The 13,373-nt window shown below is 71.2% G+C and carries 12 protein-coding genes; 4 read left to right on the top strand and 8 right to left on the bottom strand.

Annotated elements, in window-relative coordinates; genetic code table 11:
- The first annotated feature begins 42 nt into the window (after window positions 1-42).
- Genes AC2D9U_RS17555 through dut form a run of 4 tightly spaced genes read left to right on the top strand, consistent with a single transcriptional unit; the run spans window position 43 to window position 4,328 of the window.
- Window positions 43-2,070 (top strand): TRAP transporter permease, encoded by a 2,028-nt coding sequence (locus AC2D9U_RS17555; RefSeq protein ID WP_484751460.1) that lies wholly within the window; start codon window positions 43-45, stop codon window positions 2,068-2,070.
- Window positions 2,067-2,657, top strand: a complete 591-nt coding sequence (locus AC2D9U_RS17550; RefSeq protein WP_484751458.1) for a YjbF family lipoprotein — start codon at window positions 2,067-2,069, stop codon at window positions 2,655-2,657. Before AC2D9U_RS17555 ends, AC2D9U_RS17550 begins: the two co-directional genes overlap by 4 nt.
- Window positions 2,654-3,862, top strand: a complete 1,209-nt coding sequence (gene coaBC, locus AC2D9U_RS17545; RefSeq protein ID WP_484751456.1) for a bifunctional phosphopantothenoylcysteine decarboxylase/phosphopantothenate--cysteine ligase CoaBC — start codon at window positions 2,654-2,656, stop codon at window positions 3,860-3,862. The genes AC2D9U_RS17550 and coaBC overlap by 4 nt, the downstream gene beginning before the upstream one ends.
- A 4-nt stretch (window positions 3,863-3,866) precedes the next feature.
- Window positions 3,867-4,328, top strand: coding sequence for a dUTP diphosphatase (dut, locus tag AC2D9U_RS17540; protein WP_484751454.1), 462 nt, complete (start codon window positions 3,867-3,869; stop codon window positions 4,326-4,328).
- A 150-nt stretch (window positions 4,329-4,478) separates the two neighbouring features.
- Here the strand turns inward: dut and rpsO are convergent, their stop codons facing one another.
- The 8 genes from rpsO to trmB form a co-directional block, all read right to left on the bottom strand.
- Window positions 4,479-4,748 (bottom strand): 30S ribosomal protein S15, encoded by a 270-nt coding sequence (gene rpsO / locus AC2D9U_RS17535; RefSeq protein WP_484751451.1) that lies wholly within the window; start codon window positions 4,746-4,748, stop codon window positions 4,479-4,481.
- A gap of 2 nt (window positions 4,749-4,750) precedes the next feature.
- Window positions 4,751-5,758: a tRNA pseudouridine(55) synthase TruB gene (truB, locus tag AC2D9U_RS17530; RefSeq protein ID WP_484751449.1), complete on the bottom strand. Its 1,008-nt coding sequence runs from the start codon at window positions 5,756-5,758 to the stop codon at window positions 4,751-4,753.
- Entirely contained in the window at window positions 5,755-6,135 is a 381-nt protein-coding gene (gene rbfA / locus AC2D9U_RS17525) for a 30S ribosome-binding factor RbfA (RefSeq protein WP_484751689.1), read from the bottom strand. The genes truB and rbfA overlap by 4 nt, the downstream gene beginning before the upstream one ends.
- Window positions 6,136-6,384: 249 nt before the next feature.
- The gene (infB, locus tag AC2D9U_RS17520; protein WP_484751447.1) at window positions 6,385-9,426 is read right to left on the bottom strand and encodes a translation initiation factor IF-2; all 3,042 of its coding nucleotides are present in this window, start codon (window positions 9,424-9,426) and stop codon (window positions 6,385-6,387) included.
- Between the two features lie 107 nt (window positions 9,427-9,533).
- Window positions 9,534-10,214: an RNA-binding protein gene (locus tag AC2D9U_RS17515; protein WP_484751445.1), complete on the bottom strand. Its 681-nt coding sequence runs from the start codon at window positions 10,212-10,214 to the stop codon at window positions 9,534-9,536.
- Window positions 10,195-11,814, bottom strand: a complete 1,620-nt coding sequence (gene nusA / locus AC2D9U_RS17510) for a transcription termination factor NusA (RefSeq protein ID WP_484751688.1) — start codon at window positions 11,812-11,814, stop codon at window positions 10,195-10,197. Before nusA ends, AC2D9U_RS17515 begins: the two co-directional genes overlap by 20 nt.
- Before the next feature lie 10 nt (window positions 11,815-11,824).
- Window positions 11,825-12,430: a ribosome maturation factor RimP gene (gene rimP, locus AC2D9U_RS17505; RefSeq protein ID WP_484751443.1), complete on the bottom strand. Its 606-nt coding sequence runs from the start codon at window positions 12,428-12,430 to the stop codon at window positions 11,825-11,827.
- 119 nt (window positions 12,431-12,549) lie between these two features.
- The gene (gene trmB / locus AC2D9U_RS17500) at window positions 12,550-13,290 is read right to left on the bottom strand and encodes a tRNA (guanine(46)-N(7))-methyltransferase TrmB (RefSeq protein WP_484751441.1); all 741 of its coding nucleotides are present in this window, start codon (window positions 13,288-13,290) and stop codon (window positions 12,550-12,552) included.
- Between the last annotated feature and the right edge of the window lie 83 nt (window positions 13,291-13,373).

Raw genomic sequence — 13,373 nt, 5'->3', positions numbered from 1 at the left:
CCTTTGCGGGGTGCGCGAGGGGCAGCGCCCCTCGCATCGCCCATGACCACCCCCCGCGCGCTCCCGCCCGAGGTGCCGGAGGGCGCCCTCGATGCCGCGACCGCCGCGAAGGTCGAGGCGCTGATCGAGCAGGAGGAGGGCGCGCAGAATCGCCTCAGCGGCCTGCTGGGTCATGCCGCCGTGGCCGTGGCGCTCGCGATGAGCCTGTTCCACCTGTGGGCGGCCTGGGACATCGTGCCCACGACGACGCTGCGCTACGTGCATGTCGGCTTCGCGATGGTGCTGGGCTTCGCGCTGTTCCCGGTGGCGGGGCGGTTCCGGCATCGCGTGATGATCTGGGACTGGGCGCTGATCGCTGTCGGCATCTACTGCATCTGGTATCTGATCAGCGGCGGCGACGATCTGCAGGACCGCTACATCTTCCCCGAGCCGATGGACATCGTGGTGGGGTGGATGCTGATCGCTCTGGTGCTGGAGGTCACGCGCCGCTCCACGGGCTGGATCATGCCGGTCGTGGCCATCGCCTTCCTGCTCTATGGCTTCTTCGGCAATCACCTCGCCCCCCCCTGGCGGCACCAGGGCTACGACATGGATCGGCTGATCCCGCACATCACCATCACGCTGGAGGGCATCTTCGGTACGGCGATCGATGTCTCGGCCACGCTGATCGTGCTGTTCACCATCTATGGCTCGATCCTGCAGGCCACCGGCGCGGGCAAGTTCTTCGTCGATTTCTCCTTCAGCCTGACAGGCGGCAAGCCTTCGAGCGCGGGGCGCACGGTGGTGCTCTCCTCCTTCCTGCTCGGCGGTCCCTCGGGCTCGGGGGTGGCGACCACGGTGACGCTCGGCACCGTCGCCTGGCCGATGATGCGCCAGGTGGGCTATCGCGCGGATGATGCGGGCGGGTTGCTCGCGGCCGGCGGGCTGGGGGCGATCCTGTCGCCGCCGGTGATGGGCGCGGCCGCCTTCCTGATCTCGGAATACCTCAAGATCGGCTATCTCGACGTCATCGTCATGGCGATCGTGCCGACGGTGCTCTACTACGGCTCGCTGCTTTTCATGGTCGAGCTCGACCAGCGGCGGATCGAGGCGGCGCGCGTCGCCAACCCGAACCTGCCCCCGCCCGAGCCCATGAAGGTCGATCCGGTCGGCAAGCTGCTGCGCCAGGGCGGCTATCATTTCTCGACCCTGGTCGCGATCGTCGGCTTCATGGCGATGGGCTATTCGGCGACGCTGAGCGTGCTCTACGCCATGGCGGTGGCCATCCTGCTCTCCTATCTGCGGCGGGAGAGTGCGCTGACGCCGCGCAAGCTGATCGACGCGCTGGCGAGCGGCGCCGTGCAGTCGGTGGGCATCGCGGCGACCTGCGCGGCGGCGGGCATCATCGTCGGCGTCATCACGCTGACGGGGCTGGGGCTGAAATTCTCCGACATCGCGATCCAGGCGGCGGGCGGTTCGCTGGTCATCACCGCGATCTACACGGCCCTGATCGTCTGGGTGGTGGGTTTGGCGGTGCCGGTGACGGCCAGCTACATCATCTGCGCCGTGGTCGCCGCCCCCGCGCTGATGAAGCTCGGCGTGCCGGACTACGCGGCGCACATGTTCGTCTTCTACTACGCGGTGCTGAGCGAGGTCTCGCCCCCCACCGCGCTCAGCCCCTTCGCGGCGAGTGCCATCACCGGTGCGGGGCCCTACCGGACGACGCTGCAGGCCTGGAAATACACGCTGCCGGCCTTCGTGCTGCCCTTCGTCTTCGTCACCGATCCCGAAGGGGTGGGGCTGCTGCTCAACCTTGAGGGGTCGATGACCTATTGGGATGTGGCGTGGCAGATCCTGCTGGCGACCATGGGCCTCGCGGTGCTGGCGGCGGCCTGCCAGGGCTATGTGGCGCGCGCGCTCGCGGTGTGGGAGCGGACGCTGATGGTGGTGGCCGGGGTGCTGATGATCTTCCCTGCCTCGCTGGAGGCCCTCGCCCCCGGTCTGGTGCCGCACCCGCATTGGGTCGGCCTCGCGCTTAGCGCCCTGCTTCTCGCCTGGCAATGGCGCGGGCCGAGGCCGGCACCGGCATGAGGCGCGGGGCAGCTTGCCTCGCGCTGCTTCTGCTGGCCGGCTGCGGCGATACGCCGGCGGCTGAATTGCTCCGCCGCCCCGCCCCGCCGCCCGCCCCCGCGCCGGTGCAGGGGCCGGCGCTGATCGTGGGGCAGGGGCGCCAGCAGGCGGTTCTGCTGCCGGTGCAGCAGAGCGGCGCCCGCCAGCTCTGGCGGGGCGAGAACAATGTGGCGCTCGCCACCGAAGGCGCGCGTATCGTCGGCACGGCAGGCTTCGGGCAGATGCTCACCGCGCTGCGCCTCGACGGGCCGGACCCGCTGGAGGATCCGCGCGCCCTGGCCGGCCGGCAGGCCACCGCCCGCCGCAGCGTGGACCTGCAGGGCGCGGGGCGGGAGGCGGAGTCGATGGTCTTCGGCCTCGCCCTGGACTGCACCCTGCAGGGCGAGGCCACCGCGGGCGTGCTGCTGGTGCAGGAGCGTTGCACGGGCCGCGAGGTCGCCTTCACCAACCGTTTCTGGTTCGATGCCGCCACTGGCGCGCCGCTGCGCGCCGAGCAATGGGTGGGCACGGAGGCAGCCGCGCTCAGCATCGAATGGCGGGGACCATGAAGGTATTGCTGGTCATCTCGGGCAGCGTCGCCGCCTACAAGGCGCTGGAACTCATCCGCCTGCTGCGCAAGCAGGGGGCGGAGGTGACGCCGATCCTGACCGCGGGTGGGGCGCGCTTCGTGACGAAGGAGGCGCTGGCCGGGATATCCGGCGCGCGGGTGCATGACGATCTCTGGGCGGCGGAGGCCGAGATCGGCCATATCCGCCTCGCGCGCTGGCCCGATCTGGTGGTGGTGGCGCCGGCGTCGGCCAATCTCCTCGCACGGATGGCGCAGGGCCAGGCCGATGATCTGGCGGCGACGGTGCTGCTGGCCACCCGCGCGCCGGTGCTGGTGGCACCGGCGATGAACCCGGCCATGTGGGCGCACCCGGCGACCGAAGCCAATCTGCGCCTGCTGCGGGCGCGCGGCGTGGCGGTGGTCGGGCCCGAGGAGGGGCCGATGGCCGAGCCCGAGAGCGGGCCAGGCCGGCTGGCGGAGCCCGCCACCCTCCTCGCCGCGATCAACGCCGTGATGGCCCAAGGCCCGCTTTCAGGGCGCCATGTGGTGGTGACGAGCGGGCCGACGCAGGAGGCGATCGACCCCGTGCGCTACATCGCCAACCGCAGCAGCGGCCGGCAGGGCCATGCCATCGCGGCCGCCCTCGCGGCGCTGGGCGCGCGCGTGACGCTGGTCAGTGGCCCCGTCGCGGTGCCGGACCCGCCCGGCGTGGCGGTGCGGCGCGTCGAAAGCGCGCGGGAGATGCTGGCGGCGGTGGAGGCCGCGCTGCCGGCCGAGGCGGCCGTCTTCTGCGCGGCTGTCGCCGATTTCCGGCCCGAGGCCGCGCCCACGCAGAAGATCAAGAAGGAGCCCGGCGCGCCGCCGCCCGAGATCCGCCTCGCGCTCAACCCCGACATCCTCGCAACCGTCGCGCAGCACCCGAGGCTGCGCCCGCGCCTCGTCATCGGCTTCGCCGCCGAGACCGAGCAGGTGGTGGCGCATGCCACCGCCAAGCGGGCGCGCAAGGGCTGCGACTGGATCCTCGCGAACGATGTCTCGGGCGACGTGATGGGCGGCACCGAGAACGCCGTGCATCTCGTCACGGCCGCGGGGGTGGAGGATTGGCCACGCCTGCCCAAGGAAGAGGTCGCGCGGCGCCTGGCCGCGCGCATCGCGGAGGCATTGTCGGCTTCGATGACCGCAGGGCCGAATGGCCCGGAGGTCTGAATCGATGCCGCCCACCAAAATGCCGGAAATTCTTGTTACCCGCCTGCCCCATGCCGAAGGCCTGCCCTTGCCTGCCTATGCCACCCCGGGGGCGGCGGGGATGGATCTGCTCGCCGCCGTCTCGGCGCCGCTGACGATCCCGCCGGGCGGGCGCGCCCTGGTGCCCACGGGGCTCTGCGTCGCGTTGCCGGCCGATCATGAATTGCAGGTGCGCCCGCGTTCGGGCCTCGCGCTCAAGCACGGCATCACCATGCCCAACACGCCGGGCACGGTGGATGAGGATTATCGCGGTGAGTTGCAGGTCATCGTGATGAATGCGGGCAGCGAGCCCTTCACCATCGAGCGCGGCATGCGCATCGCGCAGGCCGTGCTGGCCCCGGTGGTCCGCGCCACCTGGCGCGAGGTCACCGTGCTGCCTGAAACCACGCGCGGGGCGGGTGGGTTCGGCAGCACCGGGACCAGATAGGGACCGACCCGGCTCTCCGGGCCGCGAATGCGGCCCCGCGCACGGGGCAACCTCAATCACCGGTGTGACAGCGCGTAGGCGCGCAGCCAAGCGGCCGGATGGCCGCGCCCGGCGCCTGAGGGCGCAGGAAATCCTGGGTGTTCGTCGCTTTCAGCGACGAATACCCAGGCGCCCGATCAGGCTCTCGTAGCGCTTCTGGTCCTTGCGCTTCACATAGTCGAGCAGGCCACGGCGCTGGCCGACCAGCACCAGCAGGCCGCGCCGGCTGTGGAAATCCTTGGGATGCGCCTTCAGGTGGCCGGTCAGGTGCGTGATCCGGTCGCTGATCAGCGCGACCTGCACCTCGGGGCTGCCCGTATCGCCCGGCTTGGTGGCGAATTCCTTGATGATCGCCGCGCGGCGATCGGCTTCATTCGACATCATCATTCTCCGATTGGGGGTTCATAAAACACCCCTCCATCCCCGTCGCCACGACCGAGCTGGATCAGCCTTTCGGGCTGCATCCATCCCTCCGCGAGCCGGCAGAGACCGAGCAGGCGCTCCCCCGCCATGGCGCGGATCAGGCCCCCATTGGGGTCTGCCGCGTCCGGAATGCGGCCCATCAGATCCACCAGGCTCAGCGCCTGGCCCTGGGTGAGCCGCATGGCTTCCTCCTCGGAGACGGCCAGTGCCGGGATGTCGGCCAGCGCGGTCGTCACCGGAAGAAGGAGGTCCGGGGAAGGGGGCGGCGTATCGCCTGTTCCGAGCAGCCTGTCCAGGGGAATCGCATGGATTTCGTGGAAAGGCCCCACGCGCAGGCGCCGCAGCGCGGTGATGTGCCCCACCGTGCCGCAGGCACGCGCGATGTCGCGCGCCAGCGAGCGCATGTACACGCCCTTGCCGGACTCGACATGGAAGGTCGCGGTATCGGCGTCGGGCCGGGCGATCAGGTCGAAGCGGTCGATGCGCGCGGGGCGCGGCGCGATCTCCACCGCCTGGCCTTCGCGCGCCAGGTCATAGGCGCGCTCGCCGCCGATCTTGATGGCGGAATAGGCGGGCGGCACCTGCATGATGTCGCCGCGGAAGGCCGGCAGCGCGGCCTCGATCTGCGCATCGGTGGGGCGGATGTCGGAGGTCGCGACCACCGCGCCGTCGGCGTCGTCCGTATCGCGCGCCTCGCCGAATTTCAGCGTGAAGTGATAGGTCTTGGTGCCATCCATCACATAGGGAACGGTCTTGGTCGCCGCCCCGAAGGCGATCGGCAGCAGCCCCGTGGCCAGCGGGTCGAGCGTGCCGCCATGGCCCGCCTTCTGCGCCTCGAAAGCGCGCTTGACCTTGTTGACCACGTCGGTCGAGCCGATGCCCGAGGGCTTGTCCACGATCAGCCAGCCATCGAGCGGCCTGCCCTTGGGCTTCTTGCGTTGGTGGCGGTGACGGTTGGGCGCGTTCACGGTTCTTCGGAATCCTGGGCTTTGGCGGGCGGCACGAGATCCTGGAGAACCTCGGGCCGTTGCATGACCTTGCTGATGTGCATGGCGTAGTCGAGCGCGGTGTCCGGCTGGAAATGCAGGTCGGGCGCGAATTTCAGCCTGACCGCCTTGGAGACCTGCGCGCGCAGGAAGGGGGTGACGCGGCGCAGCCCGGCGAACTGCTCGGGCGTCAGATCCTTGCCCAGGCCGCTGACGAAGGCGGTCATGTGCTTGAGGTCGGGTGAGGCGCGGACCTCCGTCACCGTGACATGCAGCCGGGCGAGGGCGGGGTCGTGGAATTCCTCGCGCATGAAGATGGCCGACAGCGCGTGTCGCACCTCCTCTGCCACGCGCAGCATGCGCTGGCTGGGGGCCTCGCCGGCGCGCACCTTCTGGGGCTTGGCGCGCGGTGCGGCGTGCGGGTCGCGCTCGGGCTTGTCGTTCCTGCGGGCCATGATGCGGCTCCTTCATCGCAAAAGGCAGCAGCGGCCGCCGAAGGCGGCCGAGGCCGCGAATGCGGCCCGCGGCCAATGCCGCGCAGCCAAGCGCGCGGCGCGCGCGCCTGGCGTCTGAGGGCTCAAGATGTACCCTATGACCGCTTCACGCGGTCACAGGGTGCCGGCGACCGTCTCGGTCTCGTAGCACTCGATCTGGTCGCCCACGCGGATGTCGTTGTAGTTGGCGAAGGACATGCCGCATTCGTAGCCGTTGGTCACTTCCTTCACGTCATCCTTGAAGCGACGCAGCGTGCTGAGCTCGCCCTGGTGGATGACCACGCCGTCGCGCAGCAGGCGCACGCCGCAGCCGCGCTTCACCACGCCCTCGGTCACGCGGCAGCCGGCGACGTTGCCGATGCGCTTGACCTCGAAGACCTGCAGGATCTGCGCGTAGCCCAGGAACTTCTCGCGCTGCACCGGGGCGAGCTTGCCCAGGACCAGCTTCTCGATGTCGTCGGCGACCTCGTAGATGATCGAGTAGTAGCGGATCTCGACCCCGTCGCGGTTCGCCATCTCGCGCGCCTGGGTGGTGGCGCGCACGTTGAAGGCGACGATGACGGCGTTGGTCGCCTTGGCGAGCTGGATGTCGCTTTCGGTGATCTGGCCGACGCCGGAATGCAGGATGCGCACCCGCACCTCGTCATTGCCGAGCTTGCCGAGCGTGACACCGATGGCCTCGGCGCTGCCCTGCACATCGGCCTTGCAGACGACGGCCACTTCCTTCTGCTCGCCCGCCTGGATGCGCGCGAGCATGTCGGTGAGGCTGCCGCGCCCTGCGCCGATCGCGGCGACCTGCTTCTCGCGCAGCTTGCGCTGGCGGAACTCGCTGATCTCGCGCGCCTGCGCCTCATCCTTCACGGCGATGAAGTTCTCGCCGGCCGTGGGCACGCCCGACAGGCCCAGGATCTCCACCGGCAGGGAGGGCGGGGCCTCCTTCAACTGGCGGCCCTTGTCGTCGAGCATGGCGCGCACGCGGCCCCACTCGGCGCCGGCGACGACGATGTCGCCCTGCCTGAGCGTGCCCTTCTGCACCAGCACGGTCGCCACCGGGCCGCGGCCGCGGTCGAGCTTGCTCTCGATCACGGTGCCTTCCGCGGCGCGGTCGGGGTTGGCGCGCAGGTCGAGGATCTCGGCCTGCAGCGTGATGGCCTCGAGCAGCTTGTCGAGGTTCAGCTTCTGGGTGGCGGAGACCTCGATCTCCTGCGTCTCGCCGCCCAGGCTTTCGACCACGATCTCGTGCTGCAGCAATTCCTGCTTCACGCGCTCGGGGCGCACGCCCGGCTTGTCGATCTTGTTGATGGCAACGATGATCGGCACCTCGGCCGCCTTGGCGTGGCTGATCGCTTCAATGGTCTGGGGCATCACGCCGTCATCGGCCGCCACCACCAGCACCACCATGTCCGTCACGCTGGCGCCGCGGGCGCGCATGGCGGTGAAGGCGGCGTGGCCCGGCGTGTCGATGAAGGTCACCTTCTCGCCCGAGGGGATCGTCACCTGGTAGGCGCCGATATGCTGGGTGATGCCGCCGGCTTCGTGCGCCGCCACATCGGCCTTGCGCAGCGCGTCCAGCAGGCTGGTCTTGCCGTGGTCGACATGGCCCATGATGGTGACGACCGGGGCGCGCGGCGCCAGGTCGACATCGTCATCGACCTCACCCTCCAGCCCGATCTCGACATCGCCTTCCGCCACGCGGCGGACGCGATGGCCGAATTCCTGCACCACCAGCTCGGCCGTGTCGGCGTCGATGGATTGCGTCAGCGTCGCCATCACGCCCATGCGGAACAGCGCCTTCACCACATCCGCGCCGCGCGCGGCCATGCGGTTGGCGAGTTCGGAGACGGTGATGCTCTCCGGCACCACCACGTCGCGCACCACGCGCTCCGTGCCGGAGCGCAGCCGGGCAAGCTCCTGCTGCCGCCGCTCGCGTTCGCGGGCACGGCGGACGGAGGCGATGGAGCGCGTGCGCTCATCCTCGCCCTCGATCGCGGCGTTGACGTCGATGCGGCCCTCGCGCTTGCGGTCGGTCGGCACCAGCGTCTTCTTGGCCGGCGGCAGGACGGCCTTCTTGGCCCCGCCCGGCGCGCCCATCGGGCGGCGGGGGGCGCCGCGGGGTGCGTCCTCATCGTCGTCGCGCGGCGTGCGCGGCTTGAGGCTGAGCTTGGCCGCGGGCGGCGCGTCGGGCGGCGGGATGACGATGGCCGCACCCCCACCACCGGGCGGGCCACCCGCCGGGCGACGGGGGCCGATGCCGGTCGGCACCGGGCCGGGGCGGCCACTGCGCAGCGGCGGCGCCACCGGGCGCATGCCGGCGGGCTGACCCGGGCGGGGGCCGAAGCCAGGCCGCGGGCCATCGCCACGCGGCGAGTCGCCGCGCGGGGCGTAGTCGCCACGGGGTGGCGCGCCGTCGCGGCGCGGCGGGATCGCCCCGTCCCGACGCGGCGGGTAATCGCCCCGCGGCGCCTGCTCGCGCGCCGGCGGGATGAAGGAGGTGGTCTCGCGGCGCGGCGGCGGCGCGGCGGCCGGCGCCTGGGGCGCGGCGGGGGGGGCGGCGCTGGCCGTGACCGGCGCAGCGGCGGGCGGCGTCGCCGCGACGGGGGGGGGCGGGGCCACCTGGTCGGGCTCCGGCGCCGGCGGGGCGCGTCGTGCCTCTTCGCGGGCGCGGCGTGCCGCTTCCGCGGCCTCGGCGGCCTCTTCCTCGGCGCGGCGGCGTTCCTCTTCGGCCCGGCGCGCGGCTTCCTCGGCGGCGGAGCGAAGCTGCAGCGCCTGGCGCTCCCGCTCCTCACGCTCACGCAGCGCCTGGGCGCGGCGCTGCTCTTCCAGCACGCGCTGGCGCGTGGCGAGTTCCGCCTGCGTCAGCGGGCGGCCCGCGGCGGCGGGCGGCTTGCCGGCGGGGCTGGCGCCGCCCGGCTTCGGCGCGGGCGCGCCGGGCCGTGCGATGACCGCGGGCGCCGCCACGGCGGGCGTGCCCGGCTTGGCCGGTGCCGCCGTCGGCGCGCGCTTCTTCAGGACCTCCACCTGCACGACCTTGCTGCGGCCATGGCTGAAGGATTGGCGGACGCTGCCCGCATCCACCGTCTTGCCCAACTCCAGGCGCCCACCTGGCCGAAGAGAGAGCCGGCCCTTGCCTGCATCCTGGTCGTTCTGGTCGCTCATCCGCCGATCCGAACCCGATCTATCGTCCGTCATGTTTCGCCGCGGGGAAACCGCGGCACCCATTTCTTGCTCTGCCGCGGCGCAGGGGACGCGCCAGGGCGGAAAGTTCAGTTATGCCCGTCCCGGCTGTCATCCGGGGCGGGGTCGCCACTTGTTGCGGGCGGCGTCGAGACGCCCGCCAGTCGCGCGGCTTCCGCCGCGATGCTTTCCGCCAGCCGCCCGGGGGCGATGGCGATATGGACCGCGCTGTCGCGGCCGAAAAGCGCCCCGAGCTGGGCCGCCGTCAAGGGGGCCACCACCGGAAGGCGCCGCAGCCCCACCAACCGCGCGCGCTCCGCAGCGCTGCCGTCCGAGGCCTGAACCACCAGGCCGACGCGATCGGCCTGCAGCCATTCGCGCACCACCTGGAACCCACTCACCGCCTGGCCGGCCCTGCGGGCGAAGCCGATGAGATCGCCGATGCGCTGCACCAGGCCATGCTCGATCCGCTGCCGAAGGTCGGGAGGCACGAAAGCCGAACCACGCGTGGCCTTGGCAAAGGCCCCGCGTTTCCCGGCCCGTTCTAACACATCGGCCCGTGCGCTCAACCACATTCCCCGGCCCGGCAGACGCGCCGCGAGATCGGGGACGATCTGACCATCCGGTGCGACGACGAAGCGCAGCATCAGCGCCTTGTCGCCCCGCTCACGCGTGACCATGCAGCGCCGCTGCGGGCCCCGTTCCGCGTCGTCGGCCGCGATCTCCTCCGGCGCCAGATCGGGGGGCTCGTCAGGCAGGGCGGTCCTCACCTTCAGAACCGTCCTCGACCGGCGACTCGCCGTCTTCGGCCGAGTCCTCGGCATAGCCTTGCGCGGCGGCATGGGCGCCGACCACGTCCTCATCGCCGAACCAGCCGGCGGACTGGCGTGCGGCCAGGATGACGGCATTCGCCGTCTCCTCGTCCAGCGCCTCGCTGCCGAGGATCTCGACCAGCTCGTCGCCGGCGAGGTCCGCCAGATCGTCCAGCGTCTTCACGCCCTTCTCGCCGAGGGCGACGAGCATGGCGGCGGAGAAGCCGCCGACCTCGCCCACCGCATCCTCGACGCCGAGTTCCCGGCGCTTCTCATCCGCCTCGCCCTCGCGCTTGTCGAGGAAGGCCTGGGCGCGGCGCTTGAGTTCGGCGGCGACGTTCTCGTCGAAGCCCTCGATCGCGGCGAGTTCCTCGTCATCGACGTTGATGATGTCCTCGATCGAGCCGAAGCCCTCGGTCACCAGCAGGCCGGCGATCACGTCGTCCACGTCCAGGCCCTCGACGAAGAGGCCGCTGCGCTTGCGGAAATCCTCCTGCCGGCGCTCGGATTCCTCGGCCTCGGTCAGGATGTCCACGTCGTAGCGCGTGAGCTGCGAGGCGAGTCGCACATTCTGCCCGCGCCGGCCGATGGCGAGCGAGAGCTGGTCATCGGGCACCACGACCTCGACGCGCCGCGCATCGTCGTCGAGCACCACCTTCGTGACCTCGGCCGGGGCGAGCGCGTTGACGATGAAGGTCGCCTGGTCCTGCGACCAGGGGATGATGTCGATCTTCTCGCCCTGCAGTTCCTGCACAACCGCCTGCACGCGCGAGCCGCGCATGCCGACGCAGGCGCCCACGGGATCGATCGAGCTGTCGCGCGAGATCACCGCCATCTTGGCGCGCGAGCCGGGGTCGCGGGCCACGGCCTTGATCTCGATGATGCCGTCGTAGATCTCGGGCACTTCCTGCGCGAAGAGCTTGGCCAGGAAGCCCGGATGCGTGCGGGAGAGGAAGATCTGCGGCCCGCGCGGTTCCTCGCGCACGTCGTAGATGTAGGCGCGCACGCGGTCACCGTTCTTGAAGGCCTCGCGCGGGATGGTCTCGTCGCGGCGCAGCAGGGCCTCGGCCTTGCCGAGCTCGACCATGAGGTTGCCGTATTCGGTGCGCTTCACCACGCCGTTGATGATCTCGCCGACGCGGTCCTTGTATTCGTGGTACTGCTTGGAACGCTCGACCTCGCGCACGCGCTGGACGATCACCTGCTTCGCCGTCTGCGCGGCGATGCGGCCGAAATCGATCGGCGGCAGCGGGTCCACGATGAACTCGCCCACCTGGATGCCCGGCTTGATCTTCACCGCGATACGGTGGCTGAGCTGCGTGGCCTCGTTCTCCACGGGCTCGGCGGCGACCACCTCGGTCCAGCGGGAGAGACGGACCTCGCCGGTCTTGCGGTCGATGACCGCGCGGATGTCCTTCTCATGGCCATACTTGGCGCGGCCGGCCTTCTGGATGGCCTGTTCCATCGCCTCGAGCACCTCGTCGCGCTCGATCATCTTCTCCCGCGCCACGGCCTCCGCGACCTGCAGAAGTTCCGGGCGTGCGATCGCAACATCCATCGCCATGAAGCTAGTTCCCCTTCTTCGCGGTCTGGTCCCCGGCCTCGTCCGGATCGCCTTCGGCGTCCTCCGCATCCGGGGGGGTGGTGAGCGCCGCCGTGGCGGCAATCAATTCGTCGGTGAGCACCAGCTTGGCGCGGCGGATATTGCCGCGCGGCAGGGTGATGTCGGTGCCGTCCTCGAGCCGCAGCCGCGCCGTGTCGGCGTCGCAGCCCAGCGCGATGCCGCGGAAGCGCTTGCGCCCGTCCTGCGGCACCATCAGCTCCACCGTGGCGAGGTGGCCGGCGTAGCGGTTCCAATCCTTGGCGCGCGTCAGCGGGCGGTCGATGCCGGCGGAGGAGACTTCCAGCGTCCATTCGCCGCGGATCGGATCCTCCACGTCCAGCACCGCGCCGATGGCGTGGCTGATGGCTTCGCAATCCTCGACGCGGAAGGCGCGCTGGTCGGCACGGTCGGCCATGATCTGCACCACCGGGCGTTCCTTGCCCGAGACCTGCACGCGTACGAGTTCGTAACCCATCTGGCCGAGGCTGGGCAGGATGGCGGTGGCGATGCGCGCCTCCAGCCCCTCATGGCGGGGCAGGTCCTGGTCCTCGGGCGGGGTGGTCTCGGTCATGGCGGAATCGCGGTCTCGTCCTGGCTTCCGGGCCGCGGCCAACAAAAAAGGCGGCCCTTTTCAGGGGCCACCCTCCGCAACGCCGGAAAGCAATCTCTGAGCGCTATATAGGCTGCTCATCAAGCCGAAGCAAGCGCCTCGCCCCCTGCCATGCGGCGCTGGAAGATCCAGTAGCGCGGCTGCCGGCCCTCACGGAAGGCCTTGGCCTCGTAGCGCGTCCCGGGCCAGTCGGCGGGGCGGGTGGTGTGGTGCTCGGCCAGGGCGAAGAAGGGCTGGTTGCGGAACACCTCATCGACCCAGGCCTGATAGACCGGGTGGTCGCTGGCGATCCGCCATTCGCCGCCCGGCCGCAGCGCGCGGGCGACCAGCGGCAGCAATTCCGGGTGCACGAAGCGCCGCTTGGCGTGGCGCGCCTTGGGCCAGGGATCGGGAAACATCAGGAACAGCCGGTCGAGCGCGCCCGCCGGCAGGGCCTGCACCAGGTGCCGCGCATCCTCCGGCCAGAGGCGCAGATGGGCAGGCAGGGCGCCCGTGGCTTCCTCCCCCTCGGCCACGAGGCGCGTCAGCAGCGAGCACAGCCCGTTCTCGAAGACCTCCGAGGCGATGTAGGCGACCTCCGGATGCGCCGCGATCTGGTCGAGCGCGTGCTCGCCCCCGCCGAAGCCGATCTCGAGCCAGAGCGGTGCGCCCGGCAGCGCGAAGGCGGCGCGCGGGTCCGCGGCCTGCGCGCGCGTGAGGCGCAGGCGCGGCAGGGTTTCGTCCAGCAGCTTCTGCTGGCGCGGCCGCAGCGGGTGGCCCCGGCGGCGGCCATACATCCGGTCGGGCACGCCCTCGGCGAGGGGGGGGCGGTCGGCGGTCATGGGGCGCTCTTTCAACGAAAAAGGGCGGCAGGCCTGCGCCCGCCGCCCCCCTGAACTCTTCGGCGCGCGGCGCGCGCCCGCGC

It is taken from the genome of Roseomonas sp. TF40, from assembly GCF_057219975.1.
Note: the sequence above shows the minus strand (reverse complement) of the source record. Positions and strands in the feature narration are given on the sequence as shown.

Bases quoted from the DNA above. Each gene is read 5' to 3' on its own strand.
- infB (WP_484751447.1), bottom strand. From the start codon at position 9,426: ATGAGCGACCAGAACGACCAGGATGCAGGCAAGGGCCGGCTCTCTCTT.
- coaBC (WP_484751456.1), top strand. From the start codon at position 2,654: ATGAAGGTATTGCTGGTCATCTCGGGCAGCGTCGCCGCCTACAAGGCG.
- nusA (WP_484751688.1), bottom strand. From the start codon at position 11,814: ATGGATGTTGCGATCGCACGCCCGGAACTTCTGCAGGTCGCGGAGGCC.
- rpsO (WP_484751451.1), bottom strand. From the start codon at position 4,748: ATGTCGAATGAAGCCGATCGCCGCGCGGCGATCATCAAGGAATTCGCC.
- dut (WP_484751454.1), top strand. From the start codon at position 3,867: ATGCCGCCCACCAAAATGCCGGAAATTCTTGTTACCCGCCTGCCCCAT.
- AC2D9U_RS17550 (WP_484751458.1), top strand. From the start codon at position 2,067: ATGAGGCGCGGGGCAGCTTGCCTCGCGCTGCTTCTGCTGGCCGGCTGC.
- AC2D9U_RS17555 (WP_484751460.1), top strand. From the start codon at position 43: ATGACCACCCCCCGCGCGCTCCCGCCCGAGGTGCCGGAGGGCGCCCTC.
- rimP (WP_484751443.1), bottom strand. From the start codon at position 12,430: ATGACCGAGACCACCCCGCCCGAGGACCAGGACCTGCCCCGCCATGAG.
- rbfA (WP_484751689.1), bottom strand. From the start codon at position 6,135: ATGCTGCGCGTGGCAGAGGAGGTGCGACACGCGCTGTCGGCCATCTTC.
- trmB (WP_484751441.1), bottom strand. From the start codon at position 13,290: ATGACCGCCGACCGCCCCCCCCTCGCCGAGGGCGTGCCCGACCGGATG.